Origin of the sequence: Jiangella muralis (genome assembly GCF_001270745.1) — a bacterium.
Classification (GTDB): domain Bacteria; phylum Actinomycetota; class Actinomycetes; order Jiangellales; family Jiangellaceae; genus Jiangella; species Jiangella muralis.
On the sequence record NZ_KQ434760.1, the window covers coordinates 67,509 to 88,343 of the forward strand.

The window sequence follows — 20,835 nt, forward strand, 5'->3', positions numbered from 1 at the left end:
CCGGACGCCGTCGAGTTGATCTTGATCCGCGGCCGGAGTAAGATCATCTACATGTTCGAAGAAGCGCTGTCGTCTGCACCGCCACCGGGTATCGACCCGGTGGTGGCGCCGGACGCGGTGGCGTGGCCTCCTGAGCTGGACGGCTGGGAGCCGTTCGACCCGGTCGCCGAGATCGACCCGGCGCTGTTGCGAGAGCTACGCACCCAGCAGCCCGCTCCGTCGATGAGCGAGGCGAGCCAGGGGCCGGCGTTGGCGGAGCTGCTGGCGGTGTTCGACCCGTCGGAGGCCGACACGTACGACCTGGTCGAGGCCGCGGCCGGATGGGCGCGGCTGACGGCCTGGGCGGCCGCCGGTGAGGCCGCCGCGCTGGCCGAGCTGGCGTCGCGTCCGGAGCTGCGGCCGGGCGCCTCGGGCCACAGCTCACTGAACCCGGTCACCAACACCGCCGTCGAGCTCGCCGGACGCTGCCAGCTCACCACCCGGCAGGCCGAGAACCAGGTCGGCCACTCCCTCCAGCTGGTGCAGGACTTCTCGGACACTCACGCGGCGCTCTCGGCCGGCCTGATCGACCTGCGCCGGGCCCGGGTGATCACCGACGAGCTCGGCGGCCAGGATCACGAGGTGCGCGCCCGGGTCGAGACCGCGGTGCTGCCGGAGGCGCCGACGCTGAACGCGGTGGCGCTGCGCAAGCTGGTCAAGCGGCTACTGCATCAGCTCGCCCCGGTCGAGACCGCCGAACGCCACCGGCTCGCCCGCGACGGCCGTTATGTCGCCGTCACCCCCGCCTCGGACGGCATGGCCTTCCTCGAGGCGCTGCTGCCCGCCGAAGACGCCGTTGCCCTCAACACCACCTTGAACGCCGCCGCCACCGACGCCAAACGCGCCGACGCCGCCGCCGGCGCACCAGTCCGCACGCAGGACCAACGCCGTGCCGACGCCCTCACCGAACTCGCCTGGGCCGCCCTCGCGACCTGCTCCGGCACAGTTCCTGAGGCCTCCGGCCACGCCACCGAGCGGGCGACGTGCCCAGTGACCCGCCCAGCGACCCGCCCAGTGACCCGCCCAGCGACCCGCCACCCGGACAGCGCGCCCGGCAGGGCCCGGCGGCGGCGGCCGGTCGCCGTGCAGGTCACCATCCCGTTCACCACTCTCATCGGCCTCGACGACCAACCCGGCGACCTCGACGGCTACGGACCCATCCCCGCCGCGACCGCCCGCGAACTCGCCGCCGCCGGAGTCTGGACCTGGCTGAGCACCGAACCCGGCACCGGGCAACTCCTCGAACACGGCCGCACCAGATCCCGGCCCACCGTGCCGCTCGCCGACCTCATCGTCGCCCGCGCCCGCACCTGCCGCGCACCCGGCTGCCACCAGCCGGCGCACACCGGCGACCTCGACCACGTCGTCCCCTTCGCGCAGGGCGGCACCACCTCGCCGGGCAACCTCCACGCCCTCTGCACAACGCACCATCTGCTCAAACACCACGGCGGCTGGTCCGTCACGCGACATCGCGACGGCACCACCCGATGGCGTAGCCCCACCGCCCACGAGTACACCCGTGCGCCGGAACGGGTCGGCTCGGCCGCCGGTTCCGCGTCGCCTCCCCGGTGAGGCGAAGCGGAGACCGGCCGCGGGAGAGCGCGGCATGAGCTGGGTGGCGCCGCACGCCGTCGCCCGCTCGCAGCGCGACCAGTCGGCCCGGATGACCACCACGGCGACGATCCTGCCGGCCGGTCGAACCACCAGGGCTTCGGCGGTGTCCACCTCACCGACGGCCGCCTGCGCTGATAGCGTCGAAGCATGGCGTCGGACCGCCGGTGGAGCGACTTCTCCACCGCGCAGCGCACCGCGATCGTCGCGGCGGGCGCGGTCGAGGTCGTCCTCACGACCATCGCCGCGGCCGACCTGGTGCGCCGTCCGTCCACCCAGGTCCGCGGCCCGAAGGCGCTGTGGTGGCCGGTGTTGGCCGTCCAGCCGGCCGGCCCGGTCGCGTACCTCCTCTGGGGCCGCCACCGCTGATCCCCGCCGCCACCGCTGAATCCGGCCGCTGCCTCTGCTGCCAGCAGATTCTTTTGGAACGGTGCTCCCGCCCGGCGAATGATCGAGGGCAGAAGGGAGACACACATGACGAACGCGGGACCGCTCGCCGGGACGCTGGACGACCAGCTGGCCACCCGGCTGCTGCACCAACGGATCATCGTCCTGGGCGCCGAGGTCGACGATCCGATCGCCAACCGGCTCTGCGCGCAACTGCTGCTGTTGTCCGCGGAGGACCCGCGCAGCGACATCAGCCTCTACATCAACTCCCCCGGCGGCTCGGTCAGCGCCGGGCTGGCGATCTACGACACGATGCGGCTGATCCCGAACGACGTCAGCACGCTGGCCATGGGGCTGGCGGCGAGCATGGGCCAGTTCCTGCTCACCGCCGGAACCCCGGGCAAGCGGTTCAGCCTGCCGCACGCGCAGGTGCTCATGCACCAGGGTTCGGCCGGGTTCGGCGGCACGGCGGCGGACATCGAGATCTATTCGCAGCAGCTGGCCTACACGTCGGAGCTGATGACGACGCTGACGGCGGAGCACACCGGCCAGTCGCCGGAGCGCATCGAGGCGGACAGCCAGCGCGACCGCTGGTACACCGCCGAGGAGGCGCTGGCCTACGGCTTCATCGACCACGTCGTCGAGCACATGAACGACGTCCGCCCGGCGTCCGGGCGCCCGGTCGTGGGGGTGGGCGCATGAGCCAGTACACGATCCCGACGGTGATCGAGAAGACGCCGTCGGGCGAGCGGGCCTTCGACATCTACTCGCGGCTGCTGAACGAGCGGATCGTCTTCATCGGCACCCCCATCGACGACGGTGTGGCGAACGTCGTCATGGCCCAGTTGCTGCACCTGGAGTCGGTCAGCGCGGACCTGGAGATCGGGCTGTACATCAACTCCCCCGGCGGGACGTACAGCGCGCTGACCGCGATCTACGACACCATGCAGTACGTGACGCCGCCGGTGGCGACCACCTGCATGGGCCAGGCGTCGGAGACCGCGGCCGTGCTGCTGGCGGCCGGCGCGCCCGGGCGGCGGTTCGTGCTGCCGCACGCGAAGGTCATGCTGCACCAGCCGTCCAGCCAGGCCCGCGGCACGCTGCCCGACCTCGCCGTCCAGGCCAAGGAGGTGGCGAAGGTGCGGGCGGAGATGGACGCGGTGCTCAGCCGGCACACCGGCCACCCGGTGGAGAAGATCCGCGCCGACACCGACCGCAACAAGACGTTCGACGCGGCCGAGGCGGTCGCCTACGGCCTGGCCGACCAGATCATCTCCAGCCGGAAGGGGGTGCCGGCCGGCGCGACGTTCGGCTGACGGGACCGACCACGCGCGCCCGGCTGCTCACGCGGCCGGGCGCGTCGTCACGCCGCGAGCAGGAGGACGTCGCCGCCGCGGCCGGTCGACGGGCGGCGGACGGGGTCGCGGCGGCGCAGCGCGCGGACGGTGTCGAGCCGGATGACGGTGGCGCGGTGCTCGACGAGGTCGTGCCGGACGGCGCCGAGCAGGTCGGACAGCTCCAGGCCGAGCGCGTCGCAGACCGCCGCGAGCACCTCGGACGAGCCCTCCTTGCGGCCGCGCTCCAGCTCGGACAGGTAGGGCATCGAGACCTTGGCGTCGGACGCGACGTCGGCCAGCGTGCGGCCCTGCTCCTGCCGCGTGCGCCGCAGGACGTCGCCGACCATCGTGCGCAACAGCGGCTTCGGCCGCTCGTCGAGTTCTTCCGGGCCGCTCATGAGCCCACGCTAACGGCGCGGCCCTGGTTCCGGCAGTCCGGTTCGCCGCCGGCGAAAGCGCCCTTGCGCTCGTCGCGTAGCCGCGCAACGGCAGGCGCGCGACAGGGTGGCGCCGACGCTTGGAACCGGCGTTACGGTGTCCCGATGACGCTGCGTTCCGGGCTGTGGCTGCCGCTGTTCGATGAGCTCGCCGACCCCGCCGTCGTGGTGCGGCTGGCGGCCGAGGCCGAGGAGTCCGGCTGGGACGGCCTGTTCGTCTGGGACCATCTGCGCTGGCGGGCGCCGGTGCGCGCGGCGGCCGACCCGTGGATCACGCTCGCCGCCGCGGCCGCGGTGACCGAGCGGCTGCGGCTCGGGCCGATGGTGACGCCGCTGGCCCGCCGCCGCCCGACGAAGCTGGCCCGCGAGACCGCGTCGCTGGACCGGCTCTCCGGCGGCCGGCTGATCCTCGGCGCCGGCCTGGGTAGCGACCGGTTCGGCGAGGAGTTCTCCCGCACCGGCGAGGAACTCGACGACCGCGTCCGGGCCGCGATGCTGGACGAGTCGCTGGCCGTGCTGCGCGCCGCCTGGACCGGCGCGCCCGTCCGGCACCGCGGCGAGCACTACGTCGTCGACGACATCACGTTCGAGCCGGCGCCCGGCGACGTCCCGGTGTGGATCGCGGGATTCCCCGGCAACACCGCGCCGTTGCGCCGGGCCGCCCGCCACGACGGGTTCTTCCCGGTGCACCTCGACCACCCCGACCAGCTCGCGGAGGCCGTCGAGACGGTCCAGCGGCTGCGTGCCGAGGCCGGTGCGGACGGGCCGTACGACGTCGCCGTCGGGCTGCCCGCCGACGCCGACCTCGGCGCCTACGCCGCGGCCGGCGCGACGTGGTGGCTGACCGACTTCGACCCGCACGCCATCACCGTCGACGAGGTCCGCGGGGTGCTCCGCGCCGGGCCGGTCGCGCCGTGACGCCGCGCATGCACGCCGGCCAGGTCGCGATCGACGACGCGCTGGTGCGCCGCCTGGTCGACACGCAGTTTCCGCGGTGGGCCGGGCTGGCGCTGCGCCCCGTCCGGTCGGCGGGAACGGTGAACGCGATCTACCGGCTCGGTGACGAGCTCGCGGTGCGGCTGCCGCTGGTGCCGTCGTGGGACGGGGACCTCGAGGCAGAGCTGGAGTGGCTGCCGCGGCTGGCCGCCGCCGGGCTGCCGCTGGCGATACCGGAGCCGGTCGCGACCGGCGCACCGGTCGAGGAGTACCCGCTGCTCTGGGCGGTGTACCGGTGGCTGGACGGCGTGCCGGTGGCGCCCGGCGGACCGGTGGACGACGTCGCCGCGGCGGCCCGGCTGGCCGGGTTCGTCCGCGCGCTGCGGTCGGTGCCGGCCGGCGGCGTGCCGGACGGGCGGGGCGTCCGGCCGCTCGCCGATGACGACGACACCGTGCGGACCGCCGTCGCGACACTGCCCGACCCCGCCGCCGCGACCGCCGTCTGGGACGCCGCGCTGGCCGCCGAGACGTGGGACGGCGAGCGGGTCTGGGTGCACGGCGACCTGCTGCCGGTGAACCTGCTGGCGTCCGGCGGCGGGCTGGCGGCGGTGCTGGACTTCGGCGCCGCCGGGGCCGGCGACGGCGCGTACGACCTGCTGCCCGCGTGGTGCGTCTTCACCGGCGCCGCCCGCGACGTGTTCCGCGCCGAGCTCGCCGCCGACGACGACGCGTGGGCGCGGGCCCGCGGCTACGCGCTGGTCAAGGGGCTGATGGCGGCGCCGTACTACCGCGAGACCAACCCGGCGTTCGCCGCGCTCGCCCACCGGCTCATCGACGCCTCGCTCGCGTGGGAGTAGGGGCGGGGGTAGATTGTGTCGTGGCGCCGTCCCGCGCCCAACCCTCGGTTCCGGTGCTCACGCCACCGGCGATAGCGGGGGCAAAGGGGGCTCGAGTCCTCGGGATGCCGGTTCGGTGTGTCCTTTCCGGTGGACGTCGCGAGCGTGAGTCGCGTCGCGCCGCCGACGAGAGGAACACCGATGACCAGGCAACGATCCTTCAAGCACCTCGTCCGCTCGCGCATGGCCAAGACCGGCGAGAGCTACACCGCCGCGCGGGCCGTCCTGCTCGCCGGCGCCGCCGCCGCACCCGCCGAGAAACCCGTCCTCGCCACGTCCGACGAGACCATCCGCGAGCGCACCGGCCGCGGCTGGGAAGAGTGGTTCGACCTGCTCGACGAGTGGGGCGCGGCAGAGAAGTCGCACCGTGAGATCGCCCGCTGGGTCGCCGGCCAGCTCGGTGTCGTGCCGCTGGCGTGGAACGCGCAGGCCGTCGTCGGCAGCTACGAGCGGGCCCGGCTCGGCCGCGCCGTCGGCCAGAAGGACGACGGCTTCACCGTCAGCGTCTCGCGGACCGTCGCCGTGGGGGCCGAGCGCCTCTACGACGCCGTCGTCGACGAGCCGCGGCGGGCCGAGTGGCTGCCGGAGGGCAAACTGACCGAGCGCACGGCGACCCGCCCGGCGTCGGCCCGGTTCGACTGGGACGGCGGCCCGTCGCGCGTGCAGGTCGTGTTCGACGTCCGCGACGCGGGGCGCACGCGGGTCACCGTCTCGCACGTCCGGCTGGCCGACGCCGACGCGGCGACCGCGATGAAGGCGTTCTGGCGCGAGCGGCTCGACGCTCTGAAGGCCCGGCTGGAGGGTGGTTCCGATGCCTGACGTGTCGCTCGCCGCCGTCGCGCTCGGTGCCGTCGCGGCGTTCCTCCTGGGGTTCGTCTACTACGGCGTGGTGGGCGCGCCGGTCGCCGCCGGCGGTCCCCCGCCGCGGCGGGCGGCCTGGCAGCTGCCGGTCGTCGAGCTGGCCCGTTCCCTCGTCTTGGCCGCCGTCGTCGTCGGCGTGGCGGCCGCCGCGGACGTCACCTCGGCGGGCGGCGGGCTGCTGCTCGGCCTGGTGCTGTGGATCGGGTTCCCGCTGGTGCTGTGGACCGGCGCCAGGTTCCACGAGGGCGTGCCGTGGCGCACCGCCGCCGTCCACGCCGGCGACTGGCTGCTGAAGCTGCTGGCGATCGGGCTGCTGGCCGGGGTGCTCGCCTAGCCTCGGGGGGCTAGAGGCGGGTCTCGTCGCCGGCGGTGAACTCGCGGACGTCGGCGCCGGTGAGGAGCGCGCCCTGCTCGTCGCCGGCGCCGTCGCCGCGGAACGCGTCCAGCGCCTCGCGCGACGCCCAGCGCTCGCCGACGGCGACGCAGGTGGCGAGGTATGCCTCGCGGCCGGCGGCGTCGACGCGCAGGTGACCGGCGACGATGATCACGGTTCCTCCAGGAGCTCGGCGGACACCGACGATACGCGCGCGCCTCCCCCGGTGACCTGCCCGGCGGAACCGGTCGCCGCGGGGCCCGACCGGCGGCATACTCATCGCAGATCCGCGACGTTCTCGCCGCGCCCGACCGAGAGGCACACCATGGACATCGACGACCTGCTGGCCCGGCTCCCGATCGACCAGATCGCGGCTTCTCTCGGCGTCGACGAGGACACCGCCGAGCAGGCCACCCGGCAGGCGCTGCCAGCGCTGATCGGCGGCATGCAGGCCAACGCGCAGGACGCCGACGGCGCCGCGTCGCTGGCCGGCGCCATCGACAACCACGACGAGGAACTCGTCAAGGGCGGCGTGAACCTCGACGACGTCGACACCGACGACGGCGAGAAGATCGTCAGCAACGTCTTCGGCGGCAACCGCGACCAGGTCGTCAACCAGCTGGCCGGGTTCAACAGCAAGGGCGGCGGCTCCGACCTCATCGGCAAGCTGCTGCCGATGCTCGCCCCGATCGTGCTGTCCTACCTCGCCGGCCAGGTCAAGGGCGGCGGCGGTGCGGCCCCGTCGCAGCAGGCGCAGTCCGGCGGCGGGCTGGCCGACATCCTCGGCGGCCTGCTCGGCGGCGGTGGCAGCGGCTCCGGCTCCGGCGGCGGCCTCGGCGACCTCCTCGGCTCCCTCGGCGGCCTGCTGGGCGGCGGCAAACGCTGACACCGTCGTAACGACGACGTCACCGGGCCGGCCGAGACTGGCTGGGTGAGTGGAGCACGAAGAGACATCGCCCTCGTGGCGCACGACAACAAGAAGGTCGAGCTGCTGAGCTGGGCCGCGTTCAACCGCGACACGCTGGCCCGGCATCAGCTGTACGCGACCGGCACCACCGGCACCATGCTCGAGTACGAGCTCGGCCTGCCGGTGACGCGGTTCCTGTCCGGACCGGTCGGCGGCGACCAGCAGATCGGCGCGAAGATCGCCGAGGGCGTCATCGACCTGCTGATCTTCTTCTGGGACCCGCTGGAGCCGCAGCCGCACGACCCGGACGTGCGGGCGCTGCTGCGGCTGGCGGCGGTCTGGAACATCGGCGTCGCGTGCAACGTGATGAGCGCCGACCTGATGATCTCCTCGCCGCTGCTGTCGGGGTTCTACCAGCGGATGCGGCCCGACTTCGGCGACCGCGAGTGGCAGGCGGCGAAGGCCGGCTGACGGCCGGCCGCGCCGCGCCGCGCTGATGGACGGACCTCAGCGGTAGAGCAGCGCCCGGCCGGCCTGGCCGAACAGCACCATCCGCTCCTCCAGCAGCCGCTGCGCCGACTCGCGGCCCGCGGCCAGGTAGCCGGCCGGGTCGACGGAGGCGGGGTCGGCGGCGAGAGCCTCGCGGACGCCGGCGGTGTAGGCGAGGTAGTGGTCCATCCCCTGGTTGATCTTGCGGACGCCCAGCTCGATCGCCCGCACCTTCTCCTCGTCCGCCACGCCCCACGACGACGGCACGGCGCCCCCGCTCCCGTTCACCCGGGACCGCAGACCGGCCGGCAGCGACGACGACCCGTGCAGGACGAGGTGGGTGTCCGGCACCAACGCGGCGATCGACGCGACGAGGTCGAGCCGCAGCATCGGCCCGTCCGGCGGGGCGGAGAACTTGTACGCGCCGTGCGACGTGCCGACGGCGACGGCGAGCGCGTCCACGCCCGTCGCGGCCACGAACGCCAACGCCTCGTCCGGATCGGCCAGCACGATCTCGGCCCGCGCCGTCCCGTCCTTCGACCCGCCGATCGTGCCCAGCTCACCCTCGACCGAGACACCCCGCTCGTGTGCGTACGACACCACCCTGCGCGTGACGGCGACGTTGTCCGCGAAGGATGCCGGGTGACCGGACGAATCCAGCGACCCGTCGATCATCACGCTCGTGAAGCCGGCCTCGATCGCCCGCACGCAGGTCTCGAACGTCGGCCCGTGGTCGAGGTGCAGCGCGACCGGCACCTCCGGGTACCCCTCGATCAGCCGCAGCAGCGCAGCCCAGAACACCGGATCGGACCCATGCGGATGCGAGCCGGCCAGCGTCTCGACGATCACCGGCGACTCGGTCGCGCGGGCGGCGTCCAGCACGGCCTGCGCCATGGTCAGGTCGGCGACGTTGAAGGCGCCCACGCCGAATCCGGCACCGGCGGCGACGTCGAGCAGGGTACGGTTCGTGACGAGCGTCATGGCAGCTCCGGGGACAAGGATCGGGAGAAGACGGGGGCGGTGCAGTGGACGGTCCGCACGTGACAGGGGCCGGCGAGCGCACCCTGCGCCTGGCCGACATCGCGACCCGCGCCGGCGTGTCCGTCAAGACGGTGTCGCGGGTCATCAACGCCGAGCCGCACGTCGCCGCGGCCACCCGGCAGGCGGTCGAGGCGGCCATCGAGGAGCTCGGAGCCGGCGGCGAGGGCCGTCCGCGCGGACGCAAACGGCGCACGGGCGTCGTCGGGCTGATCTTCCCGGACGTGCGCAACGACTACTTCGCGGCGGTCAGCCGGGCGCTGCAGGAGCGGTTGGCCACCGTCAGCCCCACGCTGGTGTCCAGCGACTCCGACGACGACCTGCACATCGAGGAGGAGATCCTGCAGGCGTACCGCCGGCTCGAGGTCGACGGCCTGGTGATCTTCCCGACCGGCGCGCCGGGACTGCCGGACTTCGCCCAGCAGATCCCGACGGTGGTGGTCGACCGGACGGTGCCGTCGGTGCGCGGGCTGGTCGACCACGTGCTGCCTGACAGCCGCCGGGCGGCGGAGTCGCTGACGCTGCACATGATCGAGCAGCACCACGTGCAGCGGGTCTGCCTGGTGGCCGGCAACCTCGGGGTGTCGACGCTGCGCAACCGGCACACCGCGTTCCACCGCGTGGTCGGCCGGACGGGGACGGAGAACCACGTGCTGGCCGGCTTGACCACCGCCGAGGAGGCCGAGACCGCCGCGTACGCGCTGTTCCGGACGTTGGAGCCGCCGTTCGGGGTGCTGTCGACGAACAGCCTGATGTTCTGGGGCGTGCTGTCGGCGGCGGTCCGGCTCGGGCTGAAGATCCCGTCCGACCTCGTGCTGACGACGTTCGACCAGATCCCCGGCGTCGGCACGACCGGCATCGTCCCGACCAACGCGGTGGCGCCGGCGACGACGCTGGCGGCGCGGGTGGTGCAGCTGCTCACCGAGCGCATCAACAACCCCGGCCTGCCGCCGCGGCTGCTGGAGATCGACTACGACATCGCCTATGGCACCACCTGCGGCTGCATCCCGCTCGACGCCGCCCGCAACGTGCTCGGCTGAGCGCGCCGCCGTCACAGCGTGTGCGTGATGCCGAGCGAGGCGTAGTCGAGGACGATCGGGTCGGACGTGATCGCGCGGGCGTGCGTGAGCACCTTCGCCGCGCTCTCCACCGCGACCGTCGTCTTGAACGCGTCGCGCAGGCTCGGCCCGACGGTGAGCAGCCCGTGGTTGGCCCACACGACGGCGTTGCGGTCCCGCAGGTAGCGGGCCATCTCGTCGCCGAACTCGGTGGAGTTGCTCAGTGCGAACGGCATGATCGGCACGTCACCCTTGGTGTAGATGACCATGTTGACCAGCGCGCCGCGGATCGGCTCGCCGAGCACGCCGAACACGTTGGCGAAGGTCGGCTCGGTGTGCACGATCGCCTGCACGTCCGGCCGCGCCGCGTACACCGCCAGGTGCACCGTCACCTCCGACGACGGCTGCAGGCGCCCGTCGACGACGTTGGCGTCGGCGTCGACGACCACGAGGTCGTCTGGGCTCATCCGGTCGTACTCGAGGTCGGTCGGGGTGATGAGGAACATCGACGTTCCGGGGATGCGGATGCTGATGTTGCCCTGCGTGTTGAAGTTCAGGCCGAGTTCGACCGACTCCAGGCAGTAGGCGAGCACGCTCTCCCGGGCGGCCTGCAGGTCGAAGGTGTCGAGCGTGGTCATGCGGTCTCCTCGAGTGCGGTGAACGAATCGTTGACGGTCCGCAGCAGCGGGTAGAGGCTGCCGAAGGTCTCGCGCTGGCGGGTGTACCAGGCGGTGTGCTCGGGTTCGGGCTGGGCGTCGTGCAGGACGGGGGGCGCGGGCAGCGCGCCGACGCCGTCGTGCACCCCGACCCCGACAGCGGCCAGCAGCGCGGCCCCGCGGGTCGACGCCTCCTTCGTGACGGCGCGCAGCCGCAGCCCGGCGGCGTCGGCTCGGGCCTGCAGCGCGCTGGGGTTGGCCGACCCGCCGCCGACGGCGTAGACGTCGGTGCCGGCGATGCCGCGCTCGGCCAGCGCGGCCCGGATCTTCGCCAGCTCGTACCCGGACGCCTCCACGAACGCCCGCGCGACCTGCGCCGTCGTCGTCTCCAGCGTGAGCCCGAGCAGCGCGCCGCGGGCCTTGGGGTCGTTGTCCAGCGTGCCGGACCCGGCGAGGTACGGCAGCACCAGCAGCGCGGGCGGCGGGGTCGCCGTCAGGTCGAACAGCGACGCCCACGGGTCGATGCGGTCGTGGTGCACCAGCGAGGCGAACCAGTCCAGCGCCCACCCGCCCGCCGCGGTCCCGGCCAGCGTCACCCATAGCCCGGGCCCGACGGGGTACGTCGCCAGGCCGGTGCCCAGCAGCGTGTCCGGCCGCGCGACGGTGCCGACGGTGAGGCAGTCGCTGGAGCCGAAGGAGAACACCGAGCGCTCCCCCGCCCGCCCACCGCCACCGAGGAACGCGGCGGCCTGGTCGTGCGCCCCGGCGACGACCGGCACGCCGCGACGCAGCCCGGTCGCCGCGGCCGCGTCCGCCGTCACCGCGCCGATCACCGTCCCGGCCGGGACCGGCTCGGACAGCAGCGCCGCCGGGACGTCCAGCGCGCCGAGGATCTCGTCCGACCAGCGCCCGGCGCCGACGTCGTACGCCCCGGTCCGCGCGGCCATCGTCAGGTCGATCGCCGGGGCCGCGCCGAACCAGCCGGCCACGTGGTCGTCGACCGTCCGCACGGCCGCCGGCAGCGCGCCGCCGGGCAGCAGCTCGCGGATCTTGTGCACCGAGAACATCGGGTGCAGCGGCTGGCCGGTGAGCCGCTGCACGTGCTCGTCGCCGAGCGCCGCCGCCAGCTTCTCCGCCGACGCCGAGCCACGCTGGTCCATGCTCAGCGGCGCCGGCCCGAGCGCCGCGCCGTCCGGCCCGACCGGCACGATCGCCTCGCCGAGCGTCGCGAACGACAGCGCCTCGACCGGGTCGGCGGCGGCGACGGCCGGGTCCGCGACGACCTCGCCGACCAGCCGGACCACGGCGGCCCGGACGGCGTCGGCGTCGATCTCCGCGCGCCCCGGCGCTGGGCGCACGACGGCCGTGCGGTGCGAACGCGCCGCCAGCTCGTGGCCGTCCGCGTCGTACGCCGCGACCCGCGAGCCCGTCGTGCCGAGATCGATGCCCAGGAAGCTCACTTGACCGACCCCGCCAGCCCGTTGACCAGGTAGCGCTGCACCGACAGGTACACCACCACGATGGGCACGGAGATCAGCACCAGCACGGCGAACAGCGCGCCCGGCTGGCTCAGGTAGATGCCGCGGTAGGCCAGCGGCACCAGCGTGAGCGGCTTGAGGTCGTTGTCGCCGATCGCGACCAGCGGCAGCAGGAAGTCGTTCCAGCTCATCATCAGCTGCCACACCACGACGACGGCGGCGGCCGCCTTGCCGAGCGGGAAGTAGATGCGCCAGAAGATCGTCCACGTCGACGAGCCGTCCACCAGCGCCGCTTCGTACGTCTCGTCCGGGATGGCGAGATAGGTGGTGCGGATCATGATGACGGCGAACGGCAGCCCCAGCGCGGTGTAGGCGAGGACGAGGCCGAACAGGTTGTCGTACAGGCCGAGCCGCTGCAGGATCTTGAACATCGCCGTCACGACGCCCGCCATCGGCAGCACCAGCGCCAGGATCAGCCCGACGAACACCACGCCCTTGAAAGGCACCCGCAGCCGGGCCAGCGCGAACGCCGTCATCGAGCCGAGCAGCAGCACCAGCACGATCGACGGCACCGACACCAGCAGGCTGTTCACCAGGTGCCGGGCGATCGGGTTCGTCTCGAAGATCGTCACGTAGTTGCGCAGCGTCGGCTCCTCGGGCACCAGCCCGAGCCCGGTCGTCGACGGGTTCGACGTCGGCAGCAGTGAGATGCCGATGACCATGACCACCGGGATCATCCACAGCACCGCGAGCGGGCCGAGCACCCAGTGCGCCCACCGCGGCGGCGCGTCCACGTCCCGTATGCGGCGCCTCATGACCGGTCTCCCGTGATGAATCCGGAGCCGAACGTGCGCAGCATCGCCAGCGACGAGCCGACCGCGACGACCAGCAGGACGACCGCGATGGTGGCGCCGTAGCCGAACGACTGCAGCTGGAACGCCTGCTTGAACAGGTACGTCGGCATCAGCTCGGACGCGTGGTTGGGGCCGCCCTCGGTGAGCACCCACACCAGCTCGAAGGTCTTCAGCGAGCCGATGATGCCGAGCAGCAGCAGCGCCAGGTGGGTCGGCTTGAGCAGCGGCAGCACGATGCGGCGGAGCAGCTGCCAGCCGGTCGCGCCGTCGATGCGGGCCGCTTCGACGACGCTGTGGTCGACCAGCTGCAGCCCGGCGAGGTAGAAGAGCATCGAGAACCCCGTCCACATCCAGACGTTCACCACGATCACCGCGAAGATCGCCGTCGACGGGTCGGACAGGTACGACCGCGTCAGCAGGTCGATCCCGGTGGCCCGGCCGAGCTGGGCGAGCACGCCGTTGAACGGGTCCAGCAGCCGCTGCCACACGATGCCGACGACCACCGGTGACAGCACCGCCGGCAGGAAGAACAGCGTCCGGTACACCGTCCGGCCGCGCAGCCGGGTGTTCAGCAGCCACGCCAGCGCGAAGCCGAGCGCGGCCTGCGGGACGATCGTCAGCACGATCCAGAACGCCGAGTTCCGCAGCGTCGTGTGGAAGGTCGGGTCGGAGAACAGGTCGCGGTAGTTGTCCAGGCCCACCGGGGTGCCTGCGCTGACGCCGTCCCAGTCGAGCAGGCTGGACTGGACGTTGAAGACGATCGGGTAGACCACGAAGACGGCGAACAGCACGACCGCCGGCGCGATGAAGCCCAGCGCCACCAGGCGTTCGCGGGTGAGCCGGCGGGCCGGGCCGCGCCGGCCGGTCCCGGCGACCCGGGTGTTCCGGGTCGCCGGGGCGGGCGGGGGGTAGGCCGTCATCAGCCCTGCTGGTCCTGCACGGCCTGGACCGACTCGGCGGCCTGCTGCGGGGTGAGCTGACCGGCGGCGACGCCGGCGAGCGCGTCGGCGACGGCGGTGTCGATCTCCGGGCTCTCGAAGTAGCGCGACCACTGCACGTTCGGCATCCAGTCCTGGGTGAGCTGGTTCCAGATCTGCTCCTGCTTGTCGCTGGTGAACTCCTCCGGGTCCAGGCCGGTCACCGCGGGCAGGTCGTTGAACGTGTTGATCAGCACCTGGCCGCCGTCGCCGGCGATCCAGTCGGTGAGCACCTCACAGGCGAGGTCCGGGTTGGCCGCGTCGGCGGAGATGCCCAGCGCGACGTCGATGCCGCCGACCAGCTGCGGCTCGGCCGCGCCGCCGGGCAGCGTCGGGAACAGGAACGGCTCGTAGCCGGACATGCCCTCGGACAGCGGCGCGATCTCCGTCTTCGACGGGTCGGACTGCTGGATCCACCAGGCGCCGAGCGGGATCATCGCCGCGTTGCCGGCCTCGAACTGGTTGACGCCGTTGGGGTACGAGTCGAGCGCGAGCGCGCCGTCCTGGGCGATGCCCTCGGTGAACAGCCGGCTCCAGTAGTCGAACGCCTCGACGATGCGCGCGTCCGTCCACGGGACCTCGCCGTCCTCGGCCTGGTAGACGCGGCCCGGCTCGAGGTTGTTGGCGATCTGCAGGAACACGACGTTGCGCAGCCAGGCGTCCTTCGCCGGCAGCAGGAACGGCGCCGCGTCACCGGCGTCGCCGAGCGTGGCGACGGCCGCCGTCAGGTCGTCCCACGTCGCCGGCGGCTCGACCCCGGCCGCGTCGAGCAGCTCCGAGTTCGCCCACAGGTTCACCGTCTGCACCAGCAGCGGCAGCGCGTAGTAGTGCTCGTCGCCGTCGGGGTTGCCCATGCGGGCCTGCTCGAGGCCGACCGGGTGGAACTTGCTCTCCCAGTCGTCGCCCCAGGTGTCGGCCGCGCACTGCTCCAGCGGCATCAGCTTCTCGCGGTACTGCTGGGTCAGCGCGCCCGGCTGCAGCCCGACGATGTCCGGCATCGTCCCCGACGACGCCCGCGTCTGCAGGTCGACCACGTACTCCGGATAGTTGAAGATCGTCGCGTCGATCGAGACGTCCGGGTTCGACTCGGTGAACGAGTCGATCATCTGCCGGGTGGTCTGCTCGATCGGGCTCCAGGAGCGGAACGAGACGGTCTGCGCGTCCCCGCCGCCATCGGCGGACTCCTCGGGGTCGGCGCTGCCGGCGCAGGCCGCCAGGGTGGCGCCCAGGCAGAGCGCCAGGCCGGCCTGGATGCCGCGGCGGGCCGCGAGGCGGCGTGCCGTGGGTGGGAGCGTCATTGCTTCCGTCCTCTCAGTGGATCGGCTGCTGCTGGGGCCTGCGGGCGGACCGGGGCTGGCCGCCAGTAGAGGACGGGCCGCTGACCAGTGTCAACGCCGTCACCCGCCGCCCGGCGCGACGTGCGGAGCAGTGTCGGCCGATATGCCCGCGGCCCGGGCGGACAGGTGTTGTCCGCTGTCGCGGCGGTCGTTGTCCGGTCGCTGACAACCCGCCGGTCCGTGTCTGACACACCCGGGCCGTCACGCTGCGCGGGCGCCGGTCGCGGGTGTGACGGCGAGCCGCTGACACCGTGGACGGCCGCCGCTGTCCAGGACCGGCCCCCGTCCACGGTCGCACCGGCGACCGCCGCGGGTCAGCCCGGTTACGATTTCGTTAACGTGAGCCGGTTCTCACCATGCGAGACGTTCGCACCGGAATTGGGGCTCGTCGACCTGATCCGTGGGCCTGCACGTTGCTGGGCACCAGCCGGGTGAACCTCGGAGGCCCGCGGCGCGCGGGTCGCACTACGCTGACGGGTATGGCGCACCGGACGCCCGCCGCCGTCGTCGCGGCCGTACTGGTCCTCGCCGCCTGCTCCGACCCGGAGTACGGGGCGGACGACCCGGCGCCGTCCGCCGCGGCATCCGCCACGACGTCCTCCCCGGCGCCCGCCGCCACGGTGCCGCCCGGCATCACCGACTCCGCCCAGCTGTCCGAGCCGGTCGCCGTCCGCGGCGTGATCACCCGCCCCGGCGGCGCCCCGGTCGTGGACGCGCTCGTCCAGCTGGTCACCGAGCCGGCGGACGAGCAGCCGGCCACCGGCGGTGCGGTCGCCACGGCCCGGACCGGCGCGGACGGGGCGTACGAGTTGCGCATCGCGGCCGAACTGCGGGCTGCGCTGCCGGCGGACGACGCCGGGCTGGTCGGGTTCGCGGTCGTCGTCGACTCGCCGGACGGTGCCGCTCGGACGTCCTGGACCGGGCCGGCCGAACTGACCCATCCGCACAGCGCCGACCTCGAGGTGGTCCCGGACGGCTGAGCCGGGACGTCGCGGGTCAGGAGCCGACGGACCCGGTGACGGCGTCCAGTTCGGCGCGGGTGGGCGGGTTGGCGCCGGCCCGCGAGACGGTGACGGCGGCGGCCTGGGTGGCCCGGCGCACCACCCGTTCGACGACGCCCGTGGGTACGGCGCGCAGCAACGGCCGGGCGGGGCCGCCGAGCAGACCCTCGTCCCAGAGACCGTCGAGCAGGCCGGCGGTGAACGAGTCGCCGGCGCCGACGGTGTCCGCGACGGCGACCGGGGCGGCCGGCACGTGCACCTCTCCCCCGGCCGTGACGGCGACCGCGCCGTCGCCGCCCAGCGTGACGACGACGAGCGCCGGGCCGAGCCGCAGCCAGTCGCGGGCGACCTCGACGGCGGCGCGGCCGGGCGCGAGGAACGCGGTGTCCTGGTCGCTGGCCTTCACGACGTCGCTGCCGGCCACCAGCCGCTCGACCCGGCCGCGCAGGCCGTCCGCACCGCCCATGAGGTCCGGCCGGATGTTCGGGTCGTAGCTGACCGTGCTCCCACCGCGTACGTCGCGGGCCAGCCGCTCGACCGCGGCCGCGCCGGGCTCGACCGTCGTCGCCAGCGAGCCGGTGTGCAGCACCAGCGGCGGCTCCGCCACGGCGACCGGCCCCAGTTCCCAGGTCAGCTCGAACCGATAGTCCGCCGATCCGTCGGCGCCAAGGCGGGCGATGGCCGACGACGTCCGCGCGGCGGCGCCCTGGGTGCGGACCTCGACGCCGGCCGAGGCGAGGTGCGCCCGGATCGCCGCGCCGTCGGCGTCGTCGCCCAGCTCCGTGACCAGCGCCGTCCGCCGGCCCAGCCGCCCGAGCCCGTACGCCACGTTCGCCGGGCTGCCGCCCGGGTGCCGGGCCTCGGCGCCGTCGCGCTCGACGATGACGTCGGTCAGCGCCTCGCCGACGACGACCGCCAGGCCCGCCGTCACCGGGCCTCCGGCGCGATCTCGCCCGAGCCGCGCGGCACCGTCGTGGTCGGCAGCAGCAGCCGCCGCGACCGGCCGCGGTCGCCGTCGAGCCGCTGGAACAGCAGTTCGGCGGCGGCCCGACCCATGGCGGCGGGGTCCTGCGCGATGACGCTGACCCGCGGCTGGAGGAGATCGGCCAGCGGGAAGTCGTCGAACCCGATCAGGGCGACGCGGTGTTCCAGCCCGAGCTCCTGCAGCGCGGTGATGGCGCCGATGGTGACGAGGTTCTGGCTGGCGAACAGCGCGGTCGGCGCGTCGGCGGCGCCCAGCAGGGCGGCGGTGGCGCGGGCGGCGTCGTCGACGGTGTGGAGGTCGTGGACGACGTGCGCGGGGTCCGGCGCCAGCCCGCGTTCGAGCAGCGCCCGCTGGTAGCCGGCGAAGCGCTGCTGGGCGGTCGGGATGAGGGCGAGGTCGCCGAGGTAGGCGATGCGGCGGTGACCGGCGTCGGCCAGGTGGTGCACGGCGTCGCGGGCGCCGGCCTCGTTGTCGGAGAGGACGCAGTCGGCGAGCAGGCCCTGCGGCTGGCGGTCGACGAACACCAGCGGCGTGCCGGCCTCCATCTCCGCCCGCAGGTAGCCCTGGTCCTCGCCGACCGGCGCGATGATCAGGCCGTCGACGCGGCGCTCGGTGAACGCGCGGACGAGGGTGCGCTCGCGCTGCTGGTCCTCGTCGACGCTGCCGGTGAGGATGAGCACCCGCCGCTCGTTGGCGACGTCCTCGACGGCGCGCAGCAGCACGCTGGAGAACGGGTTCGCGAGGTCCTCGAGCACGGTGCCGATGGCGGCGGTGCGCCCGCTGGACCGGCGCAGCGCGCTGGCCGACACGTTCGGCCGGTAGTCCAGCCGGCTGATCGCCACCCGCACGGCGTCGACCTTCTGCGGTGTGACCCCGGCCTCGCCGTTGACCACCCGCGACACCGTCTTCATGCTGACGCCGGCCATGGCGGCGACCTCGCGCAGCGTCGCCCGCGGCCGGTACGGCGTGATCGCCGGATCGGCGTGTTCGGTCATGGACCCCTCCGATCGAGAACAGTACCGCCCGGCCCCGACGGAACCCGCACCACAACCCTCCTTGACAACATTGTCAGACCGATCCACCGGGCCGCATCATCACCCCGTAACACCGCAGAAAGCAAGTATTGACACGCCCGGCACGAACCCCCAGACTCCCCTGACAAGGTTGTCAGAGCGCATCCAAGGACGATCACTGGCAAGGGAGCTGGGACGTATGCGCAGGAGAGTGCGGACCGCCGTGGCGACGCTCGCCGCGGCCGCCGGCATCGCGGGTGTGATGGTGCAGTCCGGTTCGGCCGGGACGGTGCAGGACTACCCGGAGTTCCCCTACCCCGTCACGAACTACCAGGAGGACAACCGCGGCCAGTTCCACTTCAGCTCGCGCGGCGGCTGGATCAACGACGTCAACGCGCCGCTCTACTACGACGGCGAGTACCACCTCTACTACCAGCACAACCCGCACGGCCTGCAGTGGGACACCATGCACTGGGGCCACGCGACCAGCACCGACCTCGTGCACTGGAAGCAGCAGCCGATCGCGCTGGAGCCGGGCGTCCACCCCGGCAACCTGTTCTCCGGCGGCGGCGTGGTCGACACCGGGAACGTCAGCGGACTGAAGGACGGCGAGGACGACCCGATCGTCGTCTACTCCGGCACCGACGGCGTCACGGTCTTCTACTCCACCGACGGCGGTGACACGTTCCAGACCTACGACGGCGGCACGCCGGTCGCGAAGCCCGCGGGCACCAGCCGCGACCCGAAGGTCTTCCGGGACGAGGCGACCGGCACCTGGGGCATGGTCGTCTGGTCCGACGAGGGCGGCAACGGCGTGAACTTCTACACCTCCGACGACCTGCTGACCTGGACGTTCGCCTCGCGCTACCAGGCCGGCTGGCTGTTCGAGTGCCCCGACTTCGTCGCGATGCCGCTCGACGGCGACCCGGAGAACGTCCAGTGGGTGCTCAGCGACGCCAGTGGCGAGTACGTCACCGGCGCCTGGGACGGCACGACGTTCAGCACCGAGCAGACCACGCCGCAGCGGTTCAACCAGGGCACCAGCCAGTTCGGCGGCTCGTACTACGCCGGGCTGACGTTCATGAACCTGCCCGACGACCGGGTGGTGTCGATGGCCTGGCAGCCCGGCAACGCCGGCACGATCTGGACCGGCAACATGACGTTCCCGGTGGAGATGCGCCTGGAGACGGTGGACGGCGCGCCCACGGTGCTCAGCACGCCGGTGGACGAGGTCGAGGGCCTGCGCACCGGCACCCAGACGTGGAAGGCGCGCATGCTCGACGCCGACCGGGCCCGCGAGCTGCTGGCCGGGGTCGAGCTGGACACCACCGAGATCGAGGCCGAGTTCGAGGTCATCGGCCGGACGGAGTCGCGGTTCGGGTTCCGCCTCGGCACCGGCGACGACGGCTGGTTCGACCACGAGGTGGTCTACGACGCCGCGACGCAGACGCTGGACGGCGTGCCGCTGCCACTGGAGGACGGCAAGGTGAAACTGCGGCTGCTGGTCGACCGCGGCCAGCTGGAGATCTACGGCAACGACGGGCGGCTCTACCGCAGCCTCAACGTCAACCTCGACAGCATGCCCGGCGACGACGCCATGGAACTGTTCGTCGACGGCCGGGTCCGGCTGACGAACCTCGCCGTGCACCAGCTCGGCTCGATCTGGGGCGGCGAGTCGACGCTGAACTCGAACCTCGGCGGCAAGTGGTACACCGACTCCGGCGTCTGGTCCGACACTTCCGGCGGCAAGCAGGGCACCAGCGGCGGCGACGCGTTCTACCTCAACACCACCACCGGCACCGACTTCACCTACGAGGCCGACGTCACGCTGAACTCCGGCACCGCGGCGGCCCTCACGTTCCGCTCCAACCGCGACGCCAGCCGGCACTACACCGCCAACGTCGACGCGCGGGCGAACGTGATCAAGCTGTGGCGGCCCGGCCGCGACATCGCCACCTACCCGCTCGCCGTCGAGCTCGGGCGCACGTATCACCTCAAAGTGGTGGCCGTGGGCCCGCGCATCCGGGTATACCTCGACGACGCCGCGGAGCCCGTCATCGACGCCGTCGACGACACCATCCCCAGCGGCCAGTTCGGCCTGAACGTGTTCAACGGCACCGCCGTGATCGACGACGTGCAGGTGAGCGAACCGTGAGCCGCGCCAT

Annotated in this window: 23 protein-coding genes; 13 read left to right on the forward strand and 10 right to left on the reverse strand. The window is 73.2% G+C overall.

From position 1 onward, the window contains the following. The first annotated feature begins 51 nt into the window (after positions 1-51). From ACW62_RS17655 to ACW62_RS17670, 4 genes are all read left to right on the forward strand, one after another. Positions 52-1,611, forward strand: a complete 1,560-nt coding sequence (locus ACW62_RS17655) for an HNH endonuclease signature motif containing protein (RefSeq protein WP_157574824.1) — start codon at positions 52-54, stop codon at positions 1,609-1,611. A gap of 189 nt (positions 1,612-1,800) precedes the next feature. Beyond that, on the forward strand, positions 1,801-2,019 hold the full coding sequence (locus ACW62_RS17660) for a PLD nuclease N-terminal domain-containing protein (protein ID WP_053205435.1): 219 nt from the start codon (positions 1,801-1,803) through the stop codon (positions 2,017-2,019). A gap of 105 nt (positions 2,020-2,124) precedes the next feature. Then, positions 2,125-2,739 (forward strand): ClpP family protease, encoded by a 615-nt coding sequence (locus ACW62_RS17665; protein WP_053205436.1) that lies wholly within the window; start codon positions 2,125-2,127, stop codon positions 2,737-2,739. Then, entirely contained in the window at positions 2,736-3,353 is a 618-nt protein-coding gene (locus ACW62_RS17670) for a ClpP family protease (protein WP_053205437.1), read from the forward strand. Before ACW62_RS17665 ends, ACW62_RS17670 begins: the two co-directional genes overlap by 4 nt. Before the next feature lie 47 nt (positions 3,354-3,400). Here the strand turns inward: ACW62_RS17670 and ACW62_RS36235 are convergent, their stop codons facing one another. Then, positions 3,401-3,772 (reverse strand): helix-turn-helix domain-containing protein, encoded by a 372-nt coding sequence (locus ACW62_RS36235; protein ID WP_053205438.1) that lies wholly within the window; start codon positions 3,770-3,772, stop codon positions 3,401-3,403. A 144-nt stretch (positions 3,773-3,916) separates the two neighbouring features. Between ACW62_RS36235 and ACW62_RS17680 the strand changes: the two genes are divergently transcribed. The 4 genes from ACW62_RS17680 (at position 3,917) to ACW62_RS17695 (ending at position 6,838) form a co-directional block, all read left to right on the forward strand. Next, positions 3,917-4,729, forward strand: coding sequence for an LLM class flavin-dependent oxidoreductase (locus ACW62_RS17680; RefSeq protein ID WP_053205439.1), 813 nt, complete (start codon positions 3,917-3,919; stop codon positions 4,727-4,729). After that, complete coding sequence (locus ACW62_RS17685; RefSeq protein WP_205629432.1) at positions 4,726-5,604, forward strand: phosphotransferase; 879 nt, start codon at positions 4,726-4,728, stop codon at positions 5,602-5,604. Before ACW62_RS17680 ends, ACW62_RS17685 begins: the two co-directional genes overlap by 4 nt. Before the next feature lie 180 nt (positions 5,605-5,784). After that, entirely contained in the window at positions 5,785-6,462 is a 678-nt protein-coding gene (locus tag ACW62_RS17690; RefSeq protein WP_205629433.1) for a hypothetical protein, read from the forward strand. Then, positions 6,455-6,838, forward strand: a complete 384-nt coding sequence (locus ACW62_RS17695) for a DUF1761 family protein (protein WP_083459873.1) — start codon at positions 6,455-6,457, stop codon at positions 6,836-6,838. Before ACW62_RS17690 ends, ACW62_RS17695 begins: the two co-directional genes overlap by 8 nt. A gap of 10 nt (positions 6,839-6,848) precedes the next feature. Here ACW62_RS17695 and ACW62_RS17700 read toward each other — a convergent pair whose 3' ends face one another. Next, positions 6,849-7,052: a hypothetical protein gene (locus tag ACW62_RS17700; RefSeq protein WP_053205442.1), complete on the reverse strand. Its 204-nt coding sequence runs from the start codon at positions 7,050-7,052 to the stop codon at positions 6,849-6,851. 150 nt (positions 7,053-7,202) lie between these two features. On the opposite strand from ACW62_RS17700, the gene ACW62_RS17705 reads away from it, so the two are divergent. Both ACW62_RS17705 and ACW62_RS17710 read left to right on the forward strand, forming a co-directional pair. Next, positions 7,203-7,763, forward strand: coding sequence for a DUF937 domain-containing protein (locus tag ACW62_RS17705; RefSeq protein WP_053205443.1), 561 nt, complete (start codon positions 7,203-7,205; stop codon positions 7,761-7,763). 45 nt (positions 7,764-7,808) lie between these two features. Continuing rightward, positions 7,809-8,255, forward strand: coding sequence for a methylglyoxal synthase (locus tag ACW62_RS17710; protein ID WP_053205444.1), 447 nt, complete (start codon positions 7,809-7,811; stop codon positions 8,253-8,255). Positions 8,256-8,291: 36 nt separating this feature from the next. On the opposite strand, the gene ACW62_RS17715 is transcribed toward ACW62_RS17710, so the two are convergent. Then, positions 8,292-9,254, reverse strand: a complete 963-nt coding sequence (locus ACW62_RS17715; RefSeq protein WP_053205445.1) for a ketose-bisphosphate aldolase — start codon at positions 9,252-9,254, stop codon at positions 8,292-8,294. Between the two features lie 59 nt (positions 9,255-9,313). Here ACW62_RS17715 and ACW62_RS17720 point away from each other — a divergent pair, with 59 nt between their 5' ends. Continuing rightward, complete coding sequence (locus tag ACW62_RS17720) at positions 9,314-10,351, forward strand: LacI family DNA-binding transcriptional regulator (protein WP_169792075.1); 1,038 nt, start codon at positions 9,314-9,316, stop codon at positions 10,349-10,351. A gap of 11 nt (positions 10,352-10,362) precedes the next feature. Here the strand turns inward: ACW62_RS17720 and ACW62_RS17725 are convergent, their stop codons facing one another. Genes ACW62_RS17725 through ACW62_RS17745 form a run of 5 tightly spaced genes read right to left on the reverse strand, consistent with a single transcriptional unit; the run spans position 10,363 to position 15,632 of the window. Further along, complete coding sequence (locus ACW62_RS17725) at positions 10,363-11,007, reverse strand: class II aldolase/adducin family protein (protein WP_053205447.1); 645 nt, start codon at positions 11,005-11,007, stop codon at positions 10,363-10,365. Continuing rightward, on the reverse strand, positions 11,004-12,485 hold the full coding sequence (locus ACW62_RS17730; protein WP_053205448.1) for an FGGY-family carbohydrate kinase: 1,482 nt from the start codon (positions 12,483-12,485) through the stop codon (positions 11,004-11,006). The genes ACW62_RS17725 and ACW62_RS17730 overlap by 4 nt, the downstream gene beginning before the upstream one ends. Continuing rightward, positions 12,482-13,318, reverse strand: coding sequence for a carbohydrate ABC transporter permease (locus ACW62_RS17735; RefSeq protein WP_083459874.1), 837 nt, complete (start codon positions 13,316-13,318; stop codon positions 12,482-12,484). The genes ACW62_RS17730 and ACW62_RS17735 overlap by 4 nt, the downstream gene beginning before the upstream one ends. After that, complete coding sequence (locus tag ACW62_RS17740; RefSeq protein WP_053205450.1) at positions 13,315-14,277, reverse strand: carbohydrate ABC transporter permease; 963 nt, start codon at positions 14,275-14,277, stop codon at positions 13,315-13,317. The genes ACW62_RS17735 and ACW62_RS17740 overlap by 4 nt, the downstream gene beginning before the upstream one ends. Continuing rightward, entirely contained in the window at positions 14,277-15,632 is a 1,356-nt protein-coding gene (locus ACW62_RS17745) for an ABC transporter substrate-binding protein (RefSeq protein WP_053205451.1), read from the reverse strand. The genes ACW62_RS17740 and ACW62_RS17745 overlap by 1 nt, the downstream gene beginning before the upstream one ends. 518 nt (positions 15,633-16,150) lie before the next feature. On the opposite strand from ACW62_RS17745, the gene ACW62_RS17750 reads away from it, so the two are divergent. Continuing rightward, a complete protein-coding gene (locus ACW62_RS17750) occupies positions 16,151-16,651 on the forward strand; it encodes a carboxypeptidase-like regulatory domain-containing protein (protein ID WP_053205452.1) in 501 nt (166 codons plus the stop codon). Between the two features lie 16 nt (positions 16,652-16,667). Here the strand turns inward: ACW62_RS17750 and ACW62_RS17755 are convergent, their stop codons facing one another. Together ACW62_RS17755 and ACW62_RS17760 are read right to left on the reverse strand one after the other, a co-directional pair. After that, positions 16,668-17,603: a carbohydrate kinase family protein gene (locus tag ACW62_RS17755; protein WP_053205453.1), complete on the reverse strand. Its 936-nt coding sequence runs from the start codon at positions 17,601-17,603 to the stop codon at positions 16,668-16,670. Next, positions 17,600-18,652 (reverse strand): LacI family DNA-binding transcriptional regulator, encoded by a 1,053-nt coding sequence (locus tag ACW62_RS17760; RefSeq protein WP_053205454.1) that lies wholly within the window; start codon positions 18,650-18,652, stop codon positions 17,600-17,602. Before ACW62_RS17760 ends, ACW62_RS17755 begins: the two co-directional genes overlap by 4 nt. A gap of 217 nt (positions 18,653-18,869) precedes the next feature. On the opposite strand from ACW62_RS17760, the gene ACW62_RS17765 reads away from it, so the two are divergent. Further along, positions 18,870-20,825: a glycoside hydrolase family 32 protein gene (locus ACW62_RS17765; protein ID WP_169792076.1), complete on the forward strand. Its 1,956-nt coding sequence runs from the start codon at positions 18,870-18,872 to the stop codon at positions 20,823-20,825. The last annotated feature ends 10 nt before the right edge of the window (positions 20,826-20,835 follow it).